The 22,749-nt window shown below is 64.1% G+C and carries 17 protein-coding genes, 2 pseudogenes and 1 riboswitch; of the genes and pseudogenes, 16 read left to right on the forward strand and 3 right to left on the reverse strand.

Features of this window, described 5'->3' with window-relative positions; all coding sequences use genetic code 11:
- Positions 1-27 precede the first annotated feature (27 nt).
- From ACYVOC_RS05340 to ACYVOC_RS05395, 12 genes and pseudogenes are all read left to right on the forward strand, one after another.
- A complete protein-coding gene (locus ACYVOC_RS05340; RefSeq protein ID WP_461161091.1) occupies positions 28-1,608 on the forward strand; it encodes a class I SAM-dependent DNA methyltransferase in 1,581 nt (526 codons plus the stop codon).
- Complete coding sequence (locus ACYVOC_RS05345) at positions 1,598-2,959, forward strand: restriction endonuclease subunit S (protein WP_461161092.1); 1,362 nt, start codon at positions 1,598-1,600, stop codon at positions 2,957-2,959. Before ACYVOC_RS05340 ends, ACYVOC_RS05345 begins: the two co-directional genes overlap by 11 nt.
- Before the next feature lie 86 nt (positions 2,960-3,045).
- A complete protein-coding gene (locus tag ACYVOC_RS05350) occupies positions 3,046-5,058 on the forward strand; it encodes an RNA-binding domain-containing protein (protein ID WP_461161093.1) in 2,013 nt (670 codons plus the stop codon).
- 133 nt (positions 5,059-5,191) lie between these two features.
- Positions 5,192-7,384, forward strand: a pseudogene (locus tag ACYVOC_RS05355) (type I restriction endonuclease subunit R); the annotation flags it as partial.
- Positions 7,385-7,450: 66 nt separating this feature from the next.
- Positions 7,451-8,449: pseudogene (locus ACYVOC_RS05360) on the forward strand (DUF3387 domain-containing protein); the annotation flags it as partial.
- Between the two features lie 156 nt (positions 8,450-8,605).
- The gene (locus tag ACYVOC_RS05365; RefSeq protein WP_116002887.1) at positions 8,606-9,109 is read left to right on the forward strand and encodes a hypothetical protein; all 504 of its coding nucleotides are present in this window, start codon (positions 8,606-8,608) and stop codon (positions 9,107-9,109) included.
- A gap of 162 nt (positions 9,110-9,271) precedes the next feature.
- Positions 9,272-9,613 (forward strand): hypothetical protein, encoded by a 342-nt coding sequence (locus tag ACYVOC_RS05370; RefSeq protein WP_461161094.1) that lies wholly within the window; start codon positions 9,272-9,274, stop codon positions 9,611-9,613.
- A 270-nt stretch (positions 9,614-9,883) separates the two neighbouring features.
- Positions 9,884-11,539: a cbb3-type cytochrome c oxidase subunit I gene (locus ACYVOC_RS05375; protein WP_461161095.1), complete on the forward strand. Its 1,656-nt coding sequence runs from the start codon at positions 9,884-9,886 to the stop codon at positions 11,537-11,539.
- A complete protein-coding gene (locus tag ACYVOC_RS05380; protein ID WP_461161096.1) occupies positions 11,529-12,167 on the forward strand; it encodes a cbb3-type cytochrome c oxidase subunit II in 639 nt (212 codons plus the stop codon). The genes ACYVOC_RS05375 and ACYVOC_RS05380 overlap by 11 nt, the downstream gene beginning before the upstream one ends.
- Before the next feature lie 16 nt (positions 12,168-12,183).
- Positions 12,184-12,801, forward strand: coding sequence for a c-type cytochrome (locus tag ACYVOC_RS05385; RefSeq protein WP_461161097.1), 618 nt, complete (start codon positions 12,184-12,186; stop codon positions 12,799-12,801).
- 7 nt (positions 12,802-12,808) lie between these two features.
- Entirely contained in the window at positions 12,809-13,447 is a 639-nt protein-coding gene (locus ACYVOC_RS05390) for an SCO family protein (RefSeq protein WP_461161098.1), read from the forward strand.
- Positions 13,444-14,079, forward strand: a complete 636-nt coding sequence (locus ACYVOC_RS05395) for a hypothetical protein (protein WP_461161099.1) — start codon at positions 13,444-13,446, stop codon at positions 14,077-14,079. The genes ACYVOC_RS05390 and ACYVOC_RS05395 overlap by 4 nt, the downstream gene beginning before the upstream one ends.
- Positions 14,080-14,402: 323 nt before the next feature.
- On the opposite strand, the gene ctlX is transcribed toward ACYVOC_RS05395, so the two are convergent.
- Complete coding sequence (gene ctlX, locus ACYVOC_RS05400; RefSeq protein WP_461161100.1) at positions 14,403-15,392, reverse strand: citrulline utilization hydrolase CtlX; 990 nt, start codon at positions 15,390-15,392, stop codon at positions 14,403-14,405.
- A 135-nt stretch (positions 15,393-15,527) separates the two neighbouring features.
- On the opposite strand from ctlX, the gene ACYVOC_RS05405 reads away from it, so the two are divergent.
- Positions 15,528-15,959 carry an Lrp/AsnC family transcriptional regulator gene (locus ACYVOC_RS05405; protein WP_461161178.1) on the forward strand — a complete coding sequence of 144 codons (432 nt, stop codon included), beginning with the start codon at positions 15,528-15,530 and terminating at the stop codon, positions 15,957-15,959.
- A gap of 44 nt (positions 15,960-16,003) precedes the next feature.
- The gene (locus ACYVOC_RS05410) at positions 16,004-17,212 is read left to right on the forward strand and encodes a GGDEF domain-containing protein (protein WP_461161101.1); all 1,209 of its coding nucleotides are present in this window, start codon (positions 16,004-16,006) and stop codon (positions 17,210-17,212) included.
- A 20-nt stretch (positions 17,213-17,232) separates the two neighbouring features.
- Here the strand turns inward: ACYVOC_RS05410 and ACYVOC_RS05415 are convergent, their stop codons facing one another.
- Both ACYVOC_RS05415 and ACYVOC_RS05420 read right to left on the reverse strand, forming a co-directional pair.
- Positions 17,233-18,069 (reverse strand): HAD-IIB family hydrolase, encoded by an 837-nt coding sequence (locus ACYVOC_RS05415; RefSeq protein ID WP_461161179.1) that lies wholly within the window; start codon positions 18,067-18,069, stop codon positions 17,233-17,235.
- A 1-nt stretch (position 18,070) separates the two neighbouring features.
- Positions 18,071-19,699 carry a peptide chain release factor 3 gene (locus tag ACYVOC_RS05420; protein ID WP_116005901.1) on the reverse strand — a complete coding sequence of 543 codons (1,629 nt, stop codon included), beginning with the start codon at positions 19,697-19,699 and terminating at the stop codon, positions 18,071-18,073.
- 178 nt (positions 19,700-19,877) lie between these two features.
- Here ACYVOC_RS05420 and ACYVOC_RS05425 point away from each other — a divergent pair, with 178 nt between their 5' ends.
- On the forward strand, positions 19,878-21,113 hold the full coding sequence (locus ACYVOC_RS05425; RefSeq protein WP_461161102.1) for an MFS transporter: 1,236 nt from the start codon (positions 19,878-19,880) through the stop codon (positions 21,111-21,113).
- 38 nt (positions 21,114-21,151) lie between these two features.
- A riboswitch (S-adenosyl-L-homocysteine riboswitch) is annotated at positions 21,152-21,233 on the forward strand.
- A 65-nt stretch (positions 21,234-21,298) separates the two neighbouring features.
- Positions 21,299-22,735: an adenosylhomocysteinase gene (ahcY, locus tag ACYVOC_RS05430; protein WP_461161103.1), complete on the forward strand. Its 1,437-nt coding sequence runs from the start codon at positions 21,299-21,301 to the stop codon at positions 22,733-22,735.
- Positions 22,736-22,749 lie beyond the last annotated feature (14 nt).

A 22,749-nucleotide genomic window follows, 5' to 3' on the forward strand; every position in this document is an offset into this window, starting at 1 on the left:
CACATCCTGATTGCAAGCAATTTCTCCATGCTCGACGACATCAAAAAAACCCTCTGGGCCACCGCCGACAAGCTGCGCGCCAACATGGACGCTGCCGAATACAAGCACCTGGTGCTCGGCCTCATCTTCGTCAAATACATCAGCGACACCTTTGCCGCCCGCCGCGCCGAAGTGGCCGTGCGCCTGGCCGACCCGCACGACGAGTACTACTACGGCGAGGCCGCCCCGGAAGACCTGGCCGCCGAGCTGGACGACCGCGACTACTACACCTCGGGCAACGTGTTCTGGGTGCCCGAAGGCGCCCGCTGGGAGCAACTGCGCGCCCAGGCCAAGCAGCCGGGCATTGGCAAACACATCGACGACGCGCTGGCCCTGATTGAGGGCGACAACCCCAAGCTCAAAGGCATTCTGGACAAGCGTTTTGCCCGCGCGCAACTGCCCGACGGCAAGCTGGGCGAGCTGGTGGATTTGGTATCCACCATCGGCTTTGGCGCCACGCCCGACGTGGCGCGCGACACCCTGGGCCAGGTGTACGAATATTTTCTGGGCATGTTCGCCAGCGCCGAAGGCAAGCGCGGCGGGCAGTTCTACACGCCCGCCAGCATCGTCAAAACCCTGGTCGCCGTGCTCAACCCCCACACCGGCAAGGTGTACGACCCCTGCTGCGGCTCGGGCGGCATGTTTGTGCAGTCTGAGAAGTTCATCGAAGCGCACGGCGGCAAGATCAACGACGTGTCCATCTACGGGCAAGAAAGCAACCCCACCACCTGGCGCCTGGCCGCCATGAACCTGGCCATTCGCGGCATCGACTTCAACCTGGGGCGCGAACCCGCCGACACCTTTGTGCGCAACCAGCACCCTGACTTGCGCGCCGACTTCATTCTGGCCAACCCGCCCTTCAACGTGAGCGACTGGTGGCACGGCAGCCTGGAGGGCGACCCGCGCTGGGTGTATGGCGACCCACCCCAGGGCAACGCCAACTACGCCTGGCTGCAGCACATGCTGCACCACCTCAAACCCAGCGGGCGCGCCGGCATCGTGCTGGCCAACGGCAGCATGAGCAGCAGCCAGAACAGCGAGGGCCAAATCCGCACCGCCATGGTCGAGGCCGACGTGGTCGAAGTGATGATCGCCTTGCCCGGCCAGCTGTTCTTCAACACCCAAATCCCCGCCTGCCTGTGGTTCTTGTCCAAGCAAAAGCAGCGCAAAGGCGAAGTGCTGTTCATCGACGCCCGCAAGCTCGCCACCATGATCAGCCGCGTGCAGGGCGAGTTCACCGACGAGGTGATTGAACGGATTGCCGCCACCGTGGCCGCGTGGCGTGGCGAGGCGGTCGATGGAAACTCTGAAAATGATAGCTGTTCGCGCAATGATTACGTGGATATTCCGGGTTTTTGCCGTTCAGTTCCGCTGGCAGAGATCGCCCAGCACGGCCATGTGCTCACCCCCGGCCGCTACGTGGGCGCTGAGGCGGTGGAAGACGACGACGAAGCCTTTGCCGACAAGATGCAGAAGCTCACGGAGAAGCTGGGCGAGCAGATGGCCAAAGGCGCGGAGCTGGATGCGGTGATTCGGCAGAAACTGGGGGGGCTGGGGTATGAGTTCTGAGGTTAGCGAACACACCCTTGAATCGTTGTGCCTTTTGGTGGTCGATTGCCCCCACGCGACCCCGAAGTGGACGGACAGCGGCATTATTGTTTTGCGGAACCAGAACATCAAAGAAGGACGGCTTGACCTGAGCAGCCCGAGCTACACCGACGAGGCCCATTACTTGGGGCGCATCAGGCGTGCTGCTCCTCAACAAGGTGACATCGTTATTACCCGGGAAGCACCCATGGGGGATGTTTGCCAAATTCCTGCAGGCCTGAAATGCTGCCTTGGTCAACGGCAAGTGCTGCTGCGACCGAATCCAGTCAAGGTAGATAGCCGGTTCTTGCTATACGCGCTGCAATCACCCTATCTGCAACACCAGATCGGCTGGAACGAAGGCACTGGCTCGACGGTCAGCAATTTGCGGATTCCCGTCCTTGAAGCCCTGCGCGTTCCAACGCCATCTCTCGAATCGCAGCGAGAAATTGCGACTACGCTTGGCGCCCTCGACGACCGCATCACCCTCCTGCGCGAAACCAACGCCACACTCGAAGCCATTGCCCAGGCACTGTTCAAGTCGTGGTTTGTCGATTTCGACCCCGTGCGCGCCAAGATGGAAGGCCGCGCCCCCGAAGGCATGGACGAGGCCACCGCCGCGCTGTTTCCCGATGCGCTGGAGGAGTCGGAGTTGGGGTGGGTGCCGAAGGGGTGGCGAATGAGCCACTTGGCCGACTTGACTTCCACACACCATGGGAGCATCCAAACAGGGCCCTTTGGCAGCCAACTCCATGCGTCGGACTACGTGGACTCCGGCGTGCCGGTGGTCATGCCAAAAGACATCAAGGACCGCCGGGTCACGACCGACTCGGTTGCACGAGTGAGCCAGGAAAACGCTGATCGCCTTTCAAGACACCAACTGATCGCGGGCGATATTGTTTTCAGTCGCCGCGGTGACGTCGAGCGCCACGCGCTCATCACCCAAAGAGAAGCTGGTTGGCTGTGCGGCACAGGTTGCCTTTTGCTTCGCCCAGGCAAAAGTTGGCGCTCTTCAACCTTTTTGTCCATGGCACTGGACGCGGCTCAGGCCCGCACTTGGCTGGTACAGCATGCGGTGGGCGCCACCATGCCAAATATCAACACCGGCATCCTTGGCTCGGTTCCCGTGCTCCTGCCGCCAGATGCGCTGCTTTCTGCCTTCGAGGACGTAGTCTCGGCAACGGAACTGAAGCGCAGTCACAACTCATCAACCGCCGAAACCCTCTCCACCCTCCGCGACACCCTGCTCCCGCGTCTGATCTCCGGCCAGTTGCGCTTGCCCGAAGCCCAGACCGCCACCGAAGCCGCCCTGGGCGGGGTGCTGCAGACATGATTGCTCTTTTTTTTGTAGCTGCTTGCGCTTATCCATAAAGCGCTAGCGTTCAATTTGGCTTAAAACTCTGCTCCAGGACCCGTGTGATGTTCTCACCCACCTCCCTCGAAGACCTGGCCCTGCTGCGCGAAACGGTAGAGCTGGAATGCAAGCTGGCCCAGGGCCAAAGCGGCCAGGGCGAGGTGCCCAAGGATTTCTGGCCCACCTATTCGGCTATGGCCAACGCCCATGGGGGTGTGGTGCTGCTGGGAGTGCGCGAGAAGGATGGGGTGTTTTCCATTGCAGGCATTCCCAACCCAGCCAAGGTGCGTGCCGATCTGTTCAACAACCTGAACAACCCGGGCAAGGTCAGCGCCAATCTGCTGACCGATGCCGATGTGCAGGAGTTGGCGCTGCAAGGCCAGACGATGTTGCTGGTGCGCATTCCGCAGGCTACGCGTAAGCAAAGGCCGGTTTTCCTCAACGGCCAGCCGCTCGGCCATACGTACAAGCGGCTGAACGACGGCGACCGGCCGTGTGATGAAGAAACGGTCAAGCGCATGCTGGCCGAGCAGGTGGAGGATGAGCGCGATGCCCGCATCCTGCCCGGTTTTGGCATGGGGGACATTGATGGCGAGAGCCTGCGCATCTACCGCCAGATGCTCAAGGACGAGCGGCCCGGGCATCCATACCTGGAGCAGGATGATTTCGACTTTATGACCAGTCTGCGCGGCTGGCGGCGCGACCGCCATACAGGCCAGGAGGGATTGACGTTGGCGGGCCTGCTGATGTTTGGCACCTGGGCGGCCATCCAGGAGGCCGCACCGCACTACTTTGTGGATTACCAAGAGCGTCCCGAAGCCCGGGCCGAGCCGACCTGGATCGACCGGCTGGTACCTGATGGCTCATGGACGGGCAATCTGTTCGAGTTTTACCGCAGGGTTTACCGCAAGCTGGTGGCGGACTTGAAGGTGCCTTTTGCGGTGAAAGATGGGCAACGGCAGGACGATACGCCGGTGCACAAGGCCTTGCGCGAGGCGCTGGTGAATGCGCTGGTGCATGCCGACTACACGGGGCGCGTATCGGTGCTGGTGGTGAAGCGCCCAGACATGTTTGGTTTTCGCAACCCCGGTGGCCTGCGTTTGCCCATCGAGCAGGTGATTCGCGGGGGCGAAAGCGATTGCCGTAACCGCATCCTTCACCAGATGTTTTTGCTCATCGGCCTGGGCGAACGGGGCGGCTCGGGCATGCCGCGCATTTATGGCGGCTGGCGCAGCCAACACTGGCGGCCGCCTTTGCTTTCAGAGAAGGCCGAGCCTGAACAGACTTTGCTGGCCCTGCACATGGCGGATTTGCTGCCAGACGAGGTGGTCCAGGCGCTGCGAGCCCGGTGGGGCGCGCGTTTTGAAGCACTGGATGCGTATTCCCGCTTGATTTTGGCCACAGCCGCCATGGAGCGCACCGTAAGCCACAGCCGTTTATTGGAGCTTTGCGATGCACATTCCCACGATCTGAGCGTATTGCTGGCCCGCCTTGTGCGCCAGGGCATGCTGGTGTCAGATGGGCGTGCCAGGGGCACGGTTTACTACTTGGCGGGCGCTGCGCTGCCCACGCCGGAGGATGTGTTCAGTGGGCCACTGCTTCCGGCAGAAGGCATTGCCTCAACCATTGACAGTGCGGACTCGCTTCCGGGGCGCTTGCCTGTGGGGGGCTCCGAACATTCGCAGCTCAGCTCCGAACATTCGCAGCCCAGCTCCGAATATTCGAAGGCACGCCAGGACCTGCGCGATGCTGAGGGGCGGCTGCTGTCGCCTCTGCTGGACAGGCCCGTGCTGGACGATCTGGGTGTGCTGGCTCCTGGTTTTCTGGCGCAGCTGCAAGCTCTGGCAGCGCCTGCGCGATCAGGGCGCTTGGGCATGGACCAGATGCAGGCGGTGATCTGCGCCGTGTGCGAAGGACACTATGTCACGCGTGCGGTGCTGGCTCGATTGCTCGACCGCAGCCCCGATGCCTTGCGTCAGACGCACATCAGCCCGATGGTTCGCAGCGGTATGTTGCAGCTAGCCTTCCCATCCAAGCCCACCCATGAACAACAGGCTTACAAGACGGGAAAACTGTGAAACGACGCGCTGTTTGCCGAGTTGGTGAAATGACCATGAAATCGACATGTGCGAGAAATGTGTCGATTTTTTGCGTAAAAATAAACATATCAAGGGCCTCATGTCGATGGCGTCGACATGAGGGAAGGGCGCCATGACCGAAGACCAACTCGAACAAGAAACCCTGGCCTGGCTGCAGGACCTGGGCTACGCGGTGCGCAGCGGCTTCGACATCGCCCCCGATGGCCCGAACCCACAGCGGGCGAATTACCGCGAGGTGCTGCTGCTGGGCTGCCTGCGCGAAGCCATTGCGCGGCTCAACCCCGGCATTCCCGCCGCTGCGCGGGAAGACGCGGTGCAGCAGGTGCAAAACCTGGGGCTCCCCGCGCAACTCGCGGCCAACCGGGCGTTTCACAAGCTGCTGGTGGGGGGAGTGCCGGTGCAGTACCAGCAGGGCGGTGAAACGCGGGGCGACTTTGTGCGGCTGGTGGATTGGGCGGATGCCACAAGCAACGGATCAGGCAACGAGTTCTGGGCGGTCAACCAGTTCACCCTCAAAGGCCCGCACCACACGCGCCGGCCCGACATTGTGTTGTTCGTCAACGGCCTGCCGCTGGTGCTGCTGGAGTTGAAAAACCCGGCCGACCAGGAGGCCAGCATCTGGAAGGCTTACGACCAGATTCAGACCTACAAAGAGCAAATCCCCGACCTGTTCCAGTTCAACGAGGTGCTGGTGATTGCCGATGGCAGCGAGGCGCGGCTGGGCTCGCTCTCGGCCAATGCCGAGCGCTTCATGCAGTGGCGCACGATTGACGGCGTGCAGCTCGACCCGTTGGGCCAGTTCAACGAGCTGGAAACGCTGGTGCGCGGCGTGCTGGCGCCGCAATACTTATTGGACTACCTGCGCTTTTTTGTACTGTTCGAGGACGACGGCCAGCTCATCAAGAAGATTGCCGGCTACCACCAATTCCACGCGGTGCGCGCCGCCATTGGGCATGTAGTAGCCGCCTCGCGCGAGGGGCTTGCAACCAATCAGCGTGGCAAAGGCGGCGTGGTGTGGCACACCCAGGGCAGCGGCAAAAGCATCACCATGACCTGCTTTGCCGCCCGGGTGATGCAGGAGCCAGCGATGCAGAACCCCACCATCGTCGTCATCACCGACCGCAACGACCTCGATGGCCAGCTGTTTGGCGTGTTCAGCTTGGGCGCCGACCTGCTGCGCGAGCAGCCGGTGCAGGCCAGCACGCGCCCTGCCTTGCGCCAGCTGCTGGCCAATCGGCCGTCGGGCGGCATTGTGTTTGCGACCATCCAGAAGTTCATGCCGGGCGAGGACGAGGATGTGTTTCCGGTGCTCTCCGACCGCCACAACATCGTGGTGATTGCCGACGAGGCGCACCGCACGCAGTACGGGTTTGAGGCCAAGCTCAAGACGCGCAAGCTGGGTTTGAAGCCAAATCAGCCTCTAGCGCTTACTGGTCAAGCGCAGGCAGCTACCAAAAGCATAGTGACCAGCGATGCGGGCAGCAGTGCGGTGCATGCCGAGTTCGCACCGCCTGAGTATCAAGTTCATTACCAGGCGGGTTACGCCCAGCACCTGCGCGATGCGCTGCCCAACGCTACCTTTGTCGCGTTCACCGGCACGCCGGTCAGCAGCCAGGACCGCGATACGCGCGCCGTGTTTGGCGACTACATCCATGTCTACGACATGCAGCAGGCCAAGGAAGACGGCGCCACGGTGGCCATCTATTACGAAAGCCGTCTCGCCAAGCTGCGACTCAAAGACGACGACCTGGCCCTGCTCGACGCAGAAGTGGACGAGCTGGCCGAGGACGAAGAAGAAAGCACCCAGGCCCAGCTCAAAAGCCGCTGGGCCGCATTGGAAAAAGTGGTGGGCGCCACGCCGCGCATTGCCAGCGTGGCGGCCGACCTGGTGGCGCATTTTGAAGAGCGGAGCAAAGCCCAGGACGGCAAAGCCATGGTGGTAGCGATGAGCCGCGACATCTGCGTGCACCTGTACGATGAAATCGTGCGCCTGCGCCCCGACTGGCACAGCGCAGACCCGGAGCAGGGCGCCATCAAGGTGGTGATGACCGGCAGCGCCAGCGACAAGGCTTTATTGCGAGCGCACATCTACAGCGGGCAGGTCAAGAAGCGGCTGGAAAAACGCTTCAAGGACCCGTTGGATCCGCTGCGGATGGTCATCGTGCGCGACATGTGGCTCACGGGGTTTGACGCGCCCTGCGTGCACACCATGTACGTGGACAAGCCCATGAAGGGCCACAACCTGATGCAGGCCATTGCCCGCGTGAACCGTGTGTTCAAGGACAAGCAGGGCGGCCTGGTGGTGGACTACATCGGCATCGGCAACGAGCTCAAGGCCGCGATGAAGGAATACACCGCGAGCCAGGGCCGAGGCAAACCCACGGTGGACGCACACGAGGCGCTCTCCTTGTTGTTCGAAAAAATGGACGTGCTGCGCAGCCTGCTGCACGGCTACGACTGGTCAGGTTTTTTGACGGGCGGACACAAGGCCCTGGCCGGGGCGGCCAACCATGTGCTGGGGATTCGGTCAGCCAACAAAGACAGCCAGCAAGACGGAAAGCGCCGCTTTGCCGACGCGGCGGTGGCCATGGGCCAGGCATTCAGCCTGTGCTGCACGCTGGACGAAGCCAAGGCGCTGCGCGAAGAGGTGGCATTCTTCCAGGCGGTGAAAGTGATTTTGACCAAGCGCGATGTGACGGCGCAGAAACGGACCGATGCGCAGCGCGACGCAGCCATCCGCCAGATCATCAGCCAGGCGGTGGTGAGCGAGCGCGTGGTGGATATTTTTGACGCCGTGGGGCTGGATAAGCCCAACATCGGCCTGCTCGACGATGAATTTCTGGCCCAGGTGAAAAACCTGCCCGAGCGCAACCTGGCCGTGGAGCTGCTGGAGCGCCTGCTAGAAGGTGAAATCAAGGCCAAATTTGCCACCAACGTGGTGCAGCAGCGCAAGTTCTCAGACTTGCTGACCAGTGTGATCGCGCGTTACCAGAACCGCAGCATCGAAACGGCGCAGGTGATGGAAGAGCTGGTGGACATGGCCAAAAAGTTTCGCCAGGCGGCGGGCCGGGGCGAGGCGCTGGGCCTGTCTGAAGACGAGGTGCGCTTTTACGACGCCCTGGCCAACAACGAGTCGGCCGTGAAAGAGCTGACCGACGAAACCCTGAAAAAGATCGCCCATGAACTGACCGACAACCTGCGCAAGAACATCACCGTCGACTGGAGCCAGCGCGAGAGCGTGCGTGCCAGCCTGCGCCTGATGGTCAAGCGTATCTTGCGCAAATACAAATACCCGCCAGATTTGCAGGACGCGGCCGTGGAGTTGGTGTTGCAGCAGGCCGCGGTGCTGGGTGAGAGCTGGGCCGCTTGACACAAGGCACACCGCTGCCGGCCCCCAGTCCTACGTGCAGAACGGACGATGCCGCACACGCGGCGCTCGGGGGTGTTCTTAGCATGGTGAGCAGGGGTTCTGCGCTTCGGCGCCGGGGCCTCCGGCCCTTTCAACACTCTATGGACACCTATCACCATGAAATCCATGCTCAAGACCTGTGCGGCCCTCGCCGCGGCCTCCGTTCTGCTCGTCGCCTGCGGCGGTGGCAATGACGACGACCCTACCCCCAGCAACGAACCCGGCGTGCTGACCGTGACCAACGCCACGCTCTCCGGCCTCAACGGTATTTATGGCAATGGTGCGTTGAACCTCACCGCCGTGGACCAGGTCAACCCGATTGGCTCGGTGCCCGAGTTGTGCACCTTCCGTTTTGACGGGGCCAACAAGGTGGGCTCTCCGGCCACGGCGTTTGGTGACATCCGTTATCGCTCCGGTGCAGTCGACGGCATCTACCAGGCCTTTCTGACCTTTGATGGCAAGGAGTACGCCAGCACCGAGGCCACCGACTCGTCTGTGCTGCGCGAGAGCGACCAGGTGCGCTTCAGCGGCAAGACGCTGACCGCCACCGATGGCTCGGCTGCTACGCTGCGCGTGACCGGCATCGTGCCCATGCGGCCGAACCGCCCTCTGGGCTGCTGATCGCGGTCCTGCGCTCTCTCCCGTTGTCGGGATCATCTCCTCCGTTCTGGCCTTTTCCCTGGCCGGACTGGGCCCCGCTGCCCCGGCAGCGGGGCTGTTTTTGTGGTGCGCGGCCTGCGCACCGTCACAATGGCATGTGGCTCTTGCTGACCGCTGACACCCATGCCCCCGCCCCTTTCCGCTGAACACACCGTGGTCTGGCTGCACCCCGGCGCCCCACCCAAACCGCCCGAAGGCGCGCCGTGCAACGGCTGCGGCCTGTGCTGTCTGACCGAGCCGTGCCCGCTGGGCATGCTGGTCTCGCGGCGCAGGCGCGGGGCCTGCGTGGCCCTGCGCTGGAGCGATGCGCAGCAGCGCTACCTGTGCGGCATGCTGTCAGACCCCGGCGGCGTGACCGGGCTGACCCATCCCTGGGCAGTGCGTGCCCTGGCTGCGCTGGCCCGGCGGTCGATTGCCGCAGGCGTAGGCTGCGATGCGCAGCTGTGGGCGCAGTTGCCCGAATAGCGCAATACTTCTTGATTGCTATATTAATAATAGCTGTCAGCGCTTGTTGGTATTGCGTAATGCCTGCTTTTTACATAAATTTTGAATGGTGCCTCAAGTCGTTGCCCGGTGGGTAACACTGGTGCGGGCAGGGGTTTGATGGCGGTATTGAATATCCATTTCTAATGAATCTTAGAATCCGGCGCACAGCCTCTTAGCACATGCGCCGTTATGGAGGTTTGAAGTACATCAACAAAAACCGGCGCACGCCAGCGGAAAGGAAACCCACCCATGGACAGCGCGATACTGAGTTTGCTGGGGGCTTTTCTGCTCTCGATCATGGGGCTGTTTGTCTTCATCTGGTCGATGCGCAAGGGCTTGCTGGTCGAGAATCCCCGGGCGGCATCGGTCATCTTTGCGCCGGGTGAGTTGGGCAAGGTCGACGATCCGGCGCTGCAGGGTGGGGCGCAAGAGCGCCTGCAGGGCGCTGCCGCTGCCCCGGGCGAGAGCGACCACGTTGCCGACCCGGACGAGCTGCGCCACCGCATCGAGGCCGACCACTCCACCGCGTTCCCGGTGTTCATGTTCATTGCGTTTGCCTGCTTCTGGCTGGTGCTCGGCTCCCTGGCGGGGCTCACCGCGTCGCTCAAGCTGCACATGCCCGACTGGATGGTGGGCGAGGCGTGGCAAACCTTTGGGCGCATCCGCACGGTGCACCTCACCGCCGTGCTGTATGGCTGGATCACCAATGCCGCGCTGGCCGTCATCATCTGGCTGCTGCCGCGCCTGCTGCGCACGCATTTGGTGGGCGCCATGTGGGTGATGCTGGGCGGTGCGCTCATCAATACCGGCATTGCCAGCGCCATTGGCGCCATCGGCTCGGGCTGGACGGACGGCATGGAATACCTGGAGATCCCATGGCAGATCGGGCTCTTCATCGTCGCGGGGTTCGTCTGCATCATCGGCCCGGTGCTCTACACCCTGGTCAACCGCAAGGTCGAGTCGCTCTATGTCACGGTCTGGTACCACGTCGCGGCGCTGCTCTGGATTGCGCTGCTGTTCATCGTTGCCAAGCTGCCCGGCGTGCACACCGGCGTGCAGCAGGCCACCACCAACTGGTGGTACGGCCACAACGTGCTGGGCCTGTGGTTTACGCCGGTGAGCGTGGGGGCTATTTACTACTTTTTGCCCAAAATCATCGGGCGGCCGGTGCGTTCGTACAACCTGTCCATCCTCGGGTTCTGGACGCTGGCCTTCTTTTATGGCCAGGTGGGCGGCCACCACCTGATCGGCGGGCCCATTCCGGGTTGGCTGACCACCTTGTCCATTGTGCAGAGCATGATGATGATCATTCCCGTGGCGGCCTTCACCATCAACATGGCCGGCACGATGTGGGGGCGCATGCACCTGGCGCGCTATTCGCCCACGCTGCGCTTCATGATGTTTGGCGGCTTCATGTACATGCTGTCGTCGCTGCAGGGCTCGCTGGAGGCGCTGCGCAGCGTGAACCAGGTGGCGCATTTCACGCATTTCACCGTGGCACACGCCCACCTGGGCGCCTATGCCTTCGTCACCATGGTGCTGTTTGGTGCCATCTACTTCATGCTGCCGCGCGTGTTGAACTGGGAGTGGCCGTATCCACGCCTGATCACGCTGCAGTTTTGGCTGGCGGTGGTGGGCATCAGTATCTATTTCGTGGGCCTGTCCATCGGTGGCTGGCTGCAGGGCCTGGCCATGCTCGATGCCACGCGGCCGTTCATGGAGTCGGTGGCGCTCACCGTGCCTTACCTGCAGTGGCGCAGCGTGGGCGGCTCGCTGATGGTGCTGAGCCACCTCATTTTTGTGGGCCACTTCCTGGCCATGGCGCTGCGCTTTGGCCCCACACGTACCGGTGCGGCCCTGTTCACGCCGCCTGCCAAGGGCCTGGAGTTCGCACATGGAGAATGAAGTCAAACTCGCCGCCGGTGCCATGGTGGCGCTGGCTGTCGCCACGGCTGCACTGGTCGTCATGCCCTATATGCAGGTGCGCGACATCACGCCGCCCGAAGGCCTCAAGCCCTACAGCAGCGCCGAGCTGCGCGGGCGGCAGGTGTACATCGCCAATGGCTGCGTGTACTGCCATACACAGCAACCGCGCGACCGCAACCTGGGACCCGATGCCGAGCGCGGCTGGGGGCGGGCATCGGTGCCGGGCGACTATTTTTACGACAAGCCGCACCTGCTGGGCAGCATGCGCACCGGGCCTGACCTGTTCAACATCGGCGCACGCCAGCCCAGCAAAGACTGGCAACTGGGGCACCTGTACCAGCCCCGGGCCTACGTGCCGGGATCGATCATGCCGTCGTACCCCTATCTGTTCGAGACCAAGGCCGCAGCGGAGCCGGGCGACGAGGTGGTCAAGCTTCCGCCCGGCCAGACCCCTGCCGGGCAGGTGGTGGTGGCACGGCCCGAGGCACTGGATCTGGTGAAGTACCTGCAGGGTCTGAACCACACCTACCCGGTGCTGCCGCCCGCCGTGCAGGCGGCCCCGGCAGCGGCAGCACCCTCTGCAACGGCTGCACCACCCGCTTCCTGAACCCTGCGAGGCTCCCATGACCCAAGAGACTGACACTGACATCGACCACCGGGCGCAGGAGCGCGAAAACGCCGAACCCGAGGAGCGCATCCGTCCCGTGCCCCTGGTCGCCGCCGCCATCACCCTGGCCATGGTGCTGTTTGGCGTGGTCTACATTTTCATCTCCGATCCCTTCGGCAACGCCAGCCTGGGTGACCGCCGCACGGTGGCCGACTTGTCAGGCCCGGTGCCTGCGGCGGCGGGGGCTGCAGTGGACGGCAAGGCGGTGTTTGCCGCGCAGTGCGCCGCGTGCCACCAGGCCACGGGCAAAGGGCTGCCCGGCGTGTTTCCGCCGCTCGATGGGTCGGAATGGGTGCAGGGCGACACGCGCATCCTGGCCAACATCCTGCTGCACGGCATTACCGGAGAGATCAGCGTGGCGGGCGTGACTTACAGCGGCGCCATGCCCGCCTTCCAGCAACTGAGCGACGCCGAGCTGGCCGCCGTGGCCAGCTACATCCGCAGCGCCTGGTCGAACAAGGCCGAGGCCCTGCCGACCACGCTGTTTGAACAAGAACGCCAGGCCGGCAGCGCCCGCACTACGCCCTTTGAGGGCGGCGCGGCGCTCAAGGCGCTGGCGGGCAAACCGGCCTGAGCACGCCATGCTGCGCACCGCCTTGCTCAGCGCCCTGCTGGTGCTGGCAGGCTATACCAGCGCCGCCTGGCTGACGCACGACTTCCAGGTCTGGACGGCCGAAGGCGCGCGCCGCCTGGAGGTGGCGCAGCACCCCGTGCCCGTGCCGCCGGTCACGGTGGAAGGCCCGGGCATCGCGGCGCAGAGCCTGCCCACGCTGCTGGCGCAGGGCGGCGGTGTCACCCTGGTCGACTTCGTTTACACCCGCTGCCAGACGGTGTGCCTGTCGCTGGGCAGCAGCTTCCAGCAGTTGCAGGCGGCCCTGCAGGCCGACCGCAACGCAGGGGCCACACCCAAGGTGCGCCTGCTGTCCATCAGTTTTGATGGCGCGCATGACACGCCTGCGGTGTTGCAGGCCTATGCGCGCTCACTGCAGGCCGACCCGGCGCTGTGGCACTGGGTGCGCGTGCCCGACGCAGCAGAGCAGCAAGCGCTGCTGCAGCGCCTGGGTGTGGTGGTGGTGCCCGATGGGCGCGGCGACTACGAGCACAACGCGGCCTTTCTGGTGCTGGACGCGCAGGGCCGCATGGTGCGGGTGTTTGACCTGGCCGAGCAGCAGTTGGCGCTGGACTCTGCGCGCCACCTGGCAAAAGGGGGGCGGCTGTGAACCGGTACCACCTGCGCGCTTCGGTGGCCATCGGGCGCACACCCCGGCGCCAGGTGCTGGTGGCGCTTGCATGGATGGCGTTGTTGCTTGTGCCTGCGGTGCGCCAGTGGCTCACGGCCAGCATGTGGCGGCACATGGCGCTGCAGTTTCCGTGGTGGATGTTGGCGGGTGTATTGCTGGCGGCAGGCCTGCCGCCCGCCGTACGCGCCCGCGTGGCTCGCTGGAATGCGCACGGCATCAGCGGCTTGGTTGCCACCGGCACCGTTCTGGCCGTGCTGATGGTGCCGCGTGTGCTCGACCTGGCGTTGGTGTCTGCGCCCATCGAGGCGGCCAAGTGCGCAGCGCTGGTGGTGGCTGGTGCGGCGTTGCGGCTGTCGTGGCGCGCTGCAGGGCTGGTGGTCCAGGGGTTTTTTCTGGGCAACATGCTGCCCATGACCGCAGTGGTCGGGCAGCTGTACATCGACAGCCCTCTGCGCCTGTGCAACGCCTACCTGCTGGACGACCAGGCCCGCCTGGGCCAGTGGCTGGTGGGCGCGGCAGCGCTGGTGGCGGTGGGCTGGCTGGCGCAGGTGGCCTGGTGGGTGGCGCGGCGTGAGGGGGCGTCGGCGGTGTGGGTGTCTGACAAGGGTTGATTGCTATTTAATTTATAGCTTGTTGCGCTTGTTCCACGGGCGTTAGATGGGTTTTTTGTTGGGTTTTTGTGCGCTCTGTGCCTTGGGCCGCGCCGCTTGTGCTGAAGGCGGAGGCCGGGGTCGCAGGCAGCGGTGCTCGGTGCTGGCGGGGTCTCGCTCGAACTCGCGCCTGCGGCGCTCAAACAATCGCGATCCCTGATCCGCCATCCCCTGCGCTCCTCGGCGCAGCCAGAAGGGGGTTGACGCCCGCTCGGCCCTAACGCGCCGCCGGGCGCACATCCCGGCCTCCGTCGGCAGCACAAAACACAAGTCCCAAAGCAGCGTTACACCGCGCATGCCAGCACGTGATCCCGCCCCGCCATGGCTTGCGCTGGCACAGAAGGCCGCCGCGCCAGGTGAATACCCGCCAGCATGCAGCGCACCGAGCCACCAGCCAGCTCAATGGTGGGCACGCGCAGCGGCAGCAGCGTGGCGCTGCGTTCGATGACGGCTTTTTGTGCGGTGCTCAGACTGGCGCAAGCACGTTCGGACAAAGCCAGCAGGCGCTGCCCGTCCCGGCCGGTGAGTTCGAGCGCGTTGCCGGCAAATTCGCCAATCTGCCGGGCGTCCAGTTCGATGAGCACACGCCCGCTTTCGCGCAGGCGTGCGCGCACGGCCTCGCGCCGCCGTGGGTCGGCAATCAGGCCAAAGCCCCCGAGCGCAAAGTCGGTGCCCACGCAAAGCATCACGTTGGTGTGGTAGCAGGGCTGGCCTTGCGCGTCTGCGGTGGCGAAGACCATGGGTTCAAAGTTGAAATGCGTGCAAAAGCGTTCCAGCGCGACCGGGTTGGCGCGGTTCGACTGCGCCGTGTAGGCGATGCGGGCTATGTGGTCCAGCACCATGGCACCCGTGCCTTCGAGAAACATGTTGTCGTGTTCCAAACCCGAATAGTCGATGACGTCCTGCACGCGGTACTCGCGTTTGAGCATCTCGATGATGTCGCTGCGCCGCTCGCGCCGACGGTTGGGTGCAAACATGGGGTAGAGCGCCACATGGCCCCCGGCGTGGGTGGAGAACCAGTTGTTCGGAAACACGCTGTCGGGCGTGTCCTGCGCGCCATCGTCGTCGAACAGGTGCACGCGCACCCCGGCGGCCTCCAGCCGGGCGGCGGCTGCGCTGACCTCGGCGTGGGCGCTGCGGGCCGTTGCGTCGGGCGGCTGACCGCTGGTGCGCGCCTGGAAGGCGTTGTCGGCGGCAGTTTCGGGGTTGGGATGGAAGCGCTGCGGGCGCACCATCACCACGGCGGCGGGGGACTGGAGGGATATGGAGGGCATTTTTGCGGGCGGGGGGGAAGTGGAGTGCAGAAGGGCGGTGCAAGCTGATTTTGCGCAAGGCTATTGCTAACAAAAAGCCCCAAAACTGACCAAAATGCGCTGAAAATTAGCGCATTGCCAGCCATGAAAAACACTATGACCAAACTGGACGACACCGATCGCGAAATCCTCAGCATTCTGCGTGCCGATGCCCGTACGCCTGTGGCCACGTTGGCGCAAAAACTGCGCGTCTCGCGTGGCACGGTGCAAAACCGCCTGCGCAAGATGGAGGAGGGCGGGGTGATCGTGGGCTACACCGTGCGCCTGCGGCCCAACTCGGAGCCGCACCGCATTCGCGCCTGGATGAGCATCGCCGTGGAAGGCAATGCCGCACCCGAGGTGATTCGTGCGCTGCGCGGCGAGCCCATGGTGGGCACGCTGCACACCACCAACGGCCGATGGGACATCGTGGCCGAGGTGCGCGCCCAGAGCCTGGAGGCGTTCGACAGCGCCCTGGGCCGCATCCGTCTCACGCCAGGTATCGCCAACACGGAGACCAGCATCCTGCTCTCCACCTACAAGGCTTGATGTTGGCAGTACGGCGCCTGTCGTTCATCTAGGATAGAACCACCATGCCGACCACGCCCCTGTCGCCCGCAATGCCTCCTGACCGTATCTGGCCGCTACGGGGTGAGTTTGTTGACGCCGCGCTAGAGCAATCCTTTCGCGAGAGCACGTTGCAGCAGGTGGTGTCGCAACAGCGCACCAGCCTGTTGGTCTGGGCGATCCTGCTTTTGCTGTTTGCCGTGCCCGACTATCTCGCGATGGGTCCCGTGCCGTGGTTCTGGGTTCTGATGGGCTATCGAGCGGGCATGGCTGTGCTGCTGCTGGGATATATGCACGCGCTGGGGCGTGTGCCGACACTGGCTCTTCACAACCATATCCTGATGTGGCTGGGCCTGCTGGCCTATCCCTTCTTTTTTCTGTTTTACGCCGTGCGGCCGGACGTGCGTGCGATCAATACCGGCGTCATCATGGTGGTGCAGCTCACCATGTTTCTTTTCATCCCTTCACGGGTGAAGCTGACCATACCCGTCGCGTTGTTTGGGGCTGTCGGGACCACCGTGAGCTACTGGTGGACCAGCCCTGCAGATGCAGCCACCAAGGCGGCCACCGTTTTGCTGGTCACGATGCCTGCGGTCATGGGCTATGTGGCTGCGCTGCGCCAGCAAAAAACCGAAAGACAGGAGTTCTCGCTGCGCCAGCAACTGCAGGATGCCAACCGCGAACTGCAGGGCGAAGTAGCGCGCCGTGTGGCCCTGCAGGTCGAACTCGAACGCCAGGCCGCCACCGACTTGCTGACCGGGCTGCCCAATCGGCGCGCCTTGGCGGAGCGCTTTCCGATCGAGGCGGCACGTGCGCAGCGCACCGGTGAAGCGCTTTCGCTGGTCATGTTTGACCTGGACCATTTCAAGCAGGTGAACGACCGTTACGGCCACGCCGCTGGGGACGCCGTACTGCGCGGTGTGGGCCAATTGTGCTCCCACAGTTTTCGCGGCGTGGACATGGTGGCGCGGGTGGGGGGCGAGGAGTTCGCGGTGCTGTTGCCTGGCGCTTCTGTGCGGCAGGCGGGCGTGGTCATGGAGCGTTTTATCAACACCCTGGCCGGTATGGATATTGAAATCGGTACCCAGAGCCTGCGCATTAGCACCACGGCGGGTGTGGCGCAGCTGCAGGACAGTGAGTCGCTGGATGCGCTCATGGCCCGGGCCGATGTCGCCCTGTATGCCGGCAAACAGGCGGGGCGCAACCGCGTGGTGCTGGCGCCCGCGCCGGGTTGAAGCGGTGCAATCGTTTCGGGTCAGCCTGCGCGTGCGGCGAGCAGGTGGCGCGCCAGCTCGGCGAACCCGGCGCCGCGTTCGCCCGCTGTCACATGGCGCGGCAGATGAACAAGCTGGGGTACAAAGCGTGCAATGTTCGCTACGCCTACGCTGTGCGTAAAGTGCTGGAACATGATCTGGTCGTTGGTCGAGTCGCCCACATAGACCCAACGGTCGATTTCACTCTCCAGCGTGCGCCCGAAGAGTTGCTGCACGATCCAGCGCGCACCTTCCCACTTGTTGTGCGCGCCAAACCAACCGTTGATGTGGATGCTGCTGACCGTGGCCGTCATGCCTGCCGCACGCATGATGCGCACCGCATGGTCGATGGCCTCTTGCGGCAGGTGGCTGAACTCGCTGTGGTCGATGGCGATGTCGGTCTCGCGCCCTGGGGAATCGGTGGCCCGGCGTGCACCCGGCACCTCGGCCTCGATCTGCGCCAGCACCTGCTGCATGGCGCGGAAGTTGGCGGCGCGGGTGGCGGCATCCTGTTGGTATATTTTTGATAGCTTTTCGCGCTTGCCAGATAAGCGCTGCAAGCCATTTTGATCTAAATTTTCTGTCGTATTCAGCAGGGCCGCCGCACCGTTTTCCGCCACGATGGCATCGACCGGCCAGGTGGCGGCAAAGGGCGCACTCCAGCCGACCGGGCGCCCGGTGATGGGGACGACATGCAGGCCCGCCGCCTTCAGCGCACCCAGGGCTTGCAGTGCATCGGGTGTGATGGCGCCTTCGGTGGTGAGGGTGTCATCGATGTCGGTCAACACGCCCACCAGGCCCGCGCCGCGGGGCACGGACCAGGTCGCCAAAGGCGCCATGTCAGCTGGCATGGCCCAGGGCCAGGCCCGCATGCTCGCGCAGCGGGTGAAAGTGGATCTTGGGGAAGCGCTCTTGCGCCAGCCGCACGTCGTAGGGCGATGTGCACAAATACGCCAGCGTCTCGGCCGCGTCGTGCGCCATGCGCAGCGGGTAGGCGTTTTCAAACTCGCGCAACTCGGCGGGGGTGTCGGCGGTGATCCAGCGCGCGCCCGTGTACTGGCAGCCTTCCAGGCGGATATCAGCGTCGTATTCGGCTTTCAGACGGTGCTGCACCACCTCGAACTGCAACTGGCCCACGGCGCCCAGCAGCATGTTGCCCCCGGTGTCGGGTTTGAAGACCTGGATCGCGCCTTCTTCGCCCAGCTGGGCCAGGCCTTGCTGCAGCTGCTTGGTGCGCAGCGGGTTCTTGAGCACCACGGTCATGAACAGTTCGGGCGCGAAGAAGGGCAGGCCGGTAAATTGCAGGTTGGCACCGTCGGTGATGGTGTCGCCCAGCTGCACGCCGCCGTGCGTGGTAAAGCCAATGATGTCGCCGGCGTAGGCCTCCTCGACCGCCTCGCGCCGCTGGCTCATGAAGGTGACCACGCTGGTGGGCCGCAGCTCTTTGCCGGTGCGCTGCACCTTGAGCTTCATGCCCGGCGTGTATTTGCCCGAGGCCACGCGCACGAAGGCGATGCGGTCGCGGTGGTTGGCATCCATGTTGGCCTGCACCTTGAACACCACGCCGGAAAAGCCCTCGTCCTCGGGCTGGATGGTTTTGACCACCGGCTGCTTGTTGACCTGCAGCGTGCTGATGCGCGGACCGGGCGGGGGCGACATGTCGACCACGGCGTCGAGCACCTCCATCACACCGAAGTTGTTCACACCGGAGCCGAAAAACACGGGCGTGAGCTTGCCTGCCAGGAAATCTGCATGGTTCCAGGCGGCCGAGGCGCCCACGGCCAGTTCCATGCTCTCCAGTGCGTCGTCAAACGATTTGCCAAAGCGTTTGCGCAGCCGCTCGGCCTCGGCCAGCGGCACCACTTCAAAGTCTTTCGGCCCGCGGTCGCTGCCGGGGGTGAACACCGTCATGGTCTGCGTGCGCAGGTTGATGATGCCGCCAAAGCTCTTGCCCTGGCCCACCGGCCAGGTGATGGGGCAGCAGGGCATGCCCAGCTCGCGCTCCACCTCGTCGAGGATGTCCAGCGGGTCGCGCACTTCGCGGTCCATCTTGTTGACGAAGGTGATGATGGGCGTGTCGCGCTGGCGGCAGACCTCGATCAGGCGGCGCGTCTGTGCTTCCACGCCGTTCGCGGCGTCAATCACCATCAAGGCCGAATCGACGGCGGTCAGTACGCGGTAGGTGTCTTCCGAGAAGTCCTTGTGGCCGGGGGTGTCGAGCAGGTTGACCACGTGGTCGCGGTAGGCCATCTGCATCACGCTGGACGCGACCGAAATGCCGCGCTGCTTCTCGATCTCCATCCAGTCGGACGTGGCGTGGCGGCTGGCCTTGCGGCCCTTGACGGCGCCCGCGATCTGGATGGCGCCCGAGAACAGCAGCAGCTTTTCCGTCAGCGTGGTTTTACCAGCGTCGGGGTGGGAAATGATGGCAAAGGTGCGGCGGCGCCGGGTCTCAGAGGCGTAGGACAAGGGGTAATCCAGCAACAGGGGAAAGCGTTGGCACCCCCGCACCCTGTGGGGGCGGGGGGGTGGTGAAAGGCGGGATTTTACGGGTGGGGCCGGAAAGAGGGACCATCGGGCCTTCCGCCGTCGCAGACCAGGCAGGCCTTTGCTGTGTTTGTGCCCCAAACATGTCACAGTGGCGGTTATGCATTCCGACTCTGTTGCCTCTCCTGCATCGACCTGGGTGCAGGCGGGCACGCCGGCTTACCGGCGCATCAGCCTGGCGCTTTTTCTGGCAGGTTTTGCCACTTTCTCACTGCTGTACTGCGTGCAGCCGGTGCTGCCAGAGCTGGCCGCGCATTTCGGCCTGGGCGCGGCGGGCAGTTCGCTGGCGCTTTCGGTGGCCACGGGCTGCCTGGCGGTGGCGATCTTTGTCGCGGGGGCGCTGTCCGAGGGGCGCGACCAGCGCCGCCTGATGTTCGTATCGATGGCGCTGGCGGCCCTGTGCAACATTCTGGCCGCCGTGGCGCCCACCTGGGGCGCGCTGCTGGCGGCGCGGGCGCTGGAAGGTCTGTTGCTGGGCGGCGTGCCTGCCGTCGCGATGGCATACCTGTCAAACCACATCCACCCGCGCGGGCTGGGGTTTTCCATGGGCTTGTATATCGGTGGCACGGCCTTTGGCGGCATGGCGGGGCGCATTGGCATGAGCGCGCTGGCAGACCACTTTGGTTGGCGCGTGGCCCTGGCCACCATGGGGGTGCTGGGCCTGGTGGCTGCGGTCGGTTTTGTGCTGCTGCTGCCGCGCGCCGACAGGCCGGGCGCCCCGGCGGTGCGCAGGGCCCTGGGTTTGCGGTACCACCTGGGCGCCTGGCGCGCCCATCTGCAAACGCCGGGCCTGCCGCTGCTGTTTGCCTCGGGCTTTGCGCTGATGGGGGTGTTTGTCTCGCTGTTCAACTACGCCGGTTTCCGGCTTGCCCTGCCGCCCTATGGCCTGAGCCAGACGCAGATCGGGCTGATCTTCAGTGTCTACCTGTTCGGCATGGTGGCCTCGCCCACAGCGGGCGCGCTGGCAGACCGTCTGGGCCGTGCGCCGGTGCTTGTCGGCGGTGTGGTGCTGATGTCGGCGGGCGTGTTGCTGACCCTGGTGGCGCCCCTGGCGGGGGTGATCGCGGGCATTGCGGTGCTGACCTTCGGGTTCTTTGTGGCGCACGCCGTGGCCAGCGGTTGGGTAGGGAGGCTGGCGCTGCAGTCCAAGGGGCATGCCTCGTCGCTGTACCTGCTGGCGTACTACCTGGGGTCGAGCCTGCTGGGGTCGGCCGGGGGCTGGTTCTGGGAGCATGGCCAGTGGCCGGCGCTGGTGGTCTTTTCGCTGGTCTTGCTGGCGGGCGCGCTGTGGCTCGCGCTGCGCCTGCGCAGCAGGGCCGATGCCGCCAAGGGGTGAGGCAGCGCGCCGCCTGCGGTGCCGATATAATCGCCCCTTCCTCCGAGGAGCGTTGCAGCGGCCCCATTGTGTATGCGGGACGTGAGGCTCGGAGTCATCCCGCAACGACGCTCATCCACTTTCCGTGTGGTGAGCCTGTACCTTCCCCCGGCGAGTGGTTTTTCAAACATGCTTTGGAGCAAACCATGAACGCACGCGTCAACGCCCCCGTCCTCACCGACTGCGCCATTACCGACATTGGCCTGGCCGCCTGGGGCCGCAAAGAAATCCGCATCGCCGAAACCGAGATGCCCGGCCTGATGGCCATCCGCGAAGAATTCGCTGCCAAGCAGTCGCTCAAGGGCGCGCGCATCACCGGCAGCCTGCACATGACTATCCAGACCGCCGTGCTCATCGAGACGCTGCAGGCGCTGGGCGCGCAGGTGCGCTGGGCTTCGTGCAACATTTTCTCGACGCAAGACCATGCCGCCGCCGCCATTGCTGCGGGCGGCACACCGGTGTTCGCCATCAAGGGCGAGTCGCTGGCCGACTACTGGGATTACACGCACCGTATTTTTGACTTCGGCGCTGCAGGCACGCCCGGCGAAGGCCCGAACCTGATTCTGGACGACGGCGGCGACGCCACGCTGCTCATGCACCTGGGCAAGCGTGCTGAAAAAGACGCATCCCTCATTGCCAACCCTACCAGCGAAGAAGAAACCTGCCTGTTTGCCTCCATCAAGGCCAAGCTGGCCGTGGACCCCACCTGGTACAGCCGCAAGAGTGCGGAGATCATCGGCGTCACCGAAGAAACCACCACCGGCGTGCACCGCCTCAAGGAAATGTCCGCCAAGGGCAGCCTGATGTTCCGCGCCATCAACGTGAACGATTCGGTCACCAAGAGCAAGTTTGACAACCTGTACGGCTGCCGCGAGTCGCTGGTGGACGGCATCAAGCGCGCTACCGATGTGATGATTGCGGGCAAAGTGGCCTGCGTTGCGGGTTACGGCGACGTGGGCAAGGGCAGCGCCCAGGCGCTGCGTGCGCTGTCGGCCCAGGTCTGGGTGACCGAGATTGACCCCATCAACGCGCTGCAGGCCGCGATGGAAGGCTACAAGGTCGTGACCATGGAATACGCCGCCGACAAGGCCGACATTTTTGTGACCACCACCGGCAACCGCGATGTGATCACCTTCGAGCACATGACCGCCATGAAGGACCAGGCTATCGTCTGCAACATTGGCCACTTCGACAACGAAATCCAGGTTGCAAAGCTCGAAGAAAAATGCGAATGGGAAGAGGTCAAGCCCCAGGTCGATCACGTCATCTTCCCCGATGGCAAACGCATCATCCTGCTGGCCAAGGGCCGCCTGGTGAACCTGGGCTGCGGCACAGGCCATCCGAGCTTCGTGATGTCGTCGAGCTTTGCCAACCAGACCATCGCTCAGATCGAGCTGTTCACGCACAACGACTTCTACGAAAGCGGCAAGGTCTACGTGCTGCCCAAGCATCTGGATGAAAAGGTGGCACGCCTGCACCTGAAGAAAGTGGGCGCCATGCTGAGCGAGTTGAGCGACGAGCAGGCTGCTTATATCGGCGTGCCCAAGCAAGGCCCCTACAAGCCCGATACTTACCGTTATTGATTTGCTATTGATGT

It is taken from the genome of Simplicispira piscis, assembly GCF_054783455.1.

Bases quoted from the DNA above. Each gene is read 5' to 3' on its own strand.
- ACYVOC_RS05390 (WP_461161098.1), top strand. From the start codon at position 12,809: ATGCTGCGCACCGCCTTGCTCAGCGCCCTGCTGGTGCTGGCAGGCTAT.
- ACYVOC_RS05340 (WP_461161091.1), top strand. From the start codon at position 28: ATGCTCGACGACATCAAAAAAACCCTCTGGGCCACCGCCGACAAGCTG.
- ctlX (WP_461161100.1), bottom strand. From the start codon at position 15,392: ATGCCCTCCATATCCCTCCAGTCCCCCGCCGCCGTGGTGATGGTGCGC.
- ACYVOC_RS05370 (WP_461161094.1), top strand. From the start codon at position 9,272: ATGCCCCCGCCCCTTTCCGCTGAACACACCGTGGTCTGGCTGCACCCC.
- ACYVOC_RS05350 (WP_461161093.1), top strand. From the start codon at position 3,046: ATGTTCTCACCCACCTCCCTCGAAGACCTGGCCCTGCTGCGCGAAACG.
- ACYVOC_RS05415 (WP_461161179.1), bottom strand. From the start codon at position 18,069: ATGGCGCCTTTGGCGACCTGGTCCGTGCCCCGCGGCGCGGGCCTGGTG.
- ACYVOC_RS05385 (WP_461161097.1), top strand. From the start codon at position 12,184: ATGACCCAAGAGACTGACACTGACATCGACCACCGGGCGCAGGAGCGC.
- ACYVOC_RS05365 (WP_116002887.1), top strand. From the start codon at position 8,606: ATGAAATCCATGCTCAAGACCTGTGCGGCCCTCGCCGCGGCCTCCGTT.
- ACYVOC_RS05405 (WP_461161178.1), top strand. From the start codon at position 15,528: ATGACCAAACTGGACGACACCGATCGCGAAATCCTCAGCATTCTGCGT.
- ACYVOC_RS05345 (WP_461161092.1), top strand. From the start codon at position 1,598: ATGAGTTCTGAGGTTAGCGAACACACCCTTGAATCGTTGTGCCTTTTG.
- ACYVOC_RS05425 (WP_461161102.1), top strand. From the start codon at position 19,878: ATGCATTCCGACTCTGTTGCCTCTCCTGCATCGACCTGGGTGCAGGCG.
- ahcY (WP_461161103.1), top strand. From the start codon at position 21,299: ATGAACGCACGCGTCAACGCCCCCGTCCTCACCGACTGCGCCATTACC.
- ACYVOC_RS05380 (WP_461161096.1), top strand. From the start codon at position 11,529: ATGGAGAATGAAGTCAAACTCGCCGCCGGTGCCATGGTGGCGCTGGCT.
- ACYVOC_RS05375 (WP_461161095.1), top strand. From the start codon at position 9,884: ATGGACAGCGCGATACTGAGTTTGCTGGGGGCTTTTCTGCTCTCGATC.
- ACYVOC_RS05410 (WP_461161101.1), top strand. From the start codon at position 16,004: ATGCCGACCACGCCCCTGTCGCCCGCAATGCCTCCTGACCGTATCTGG.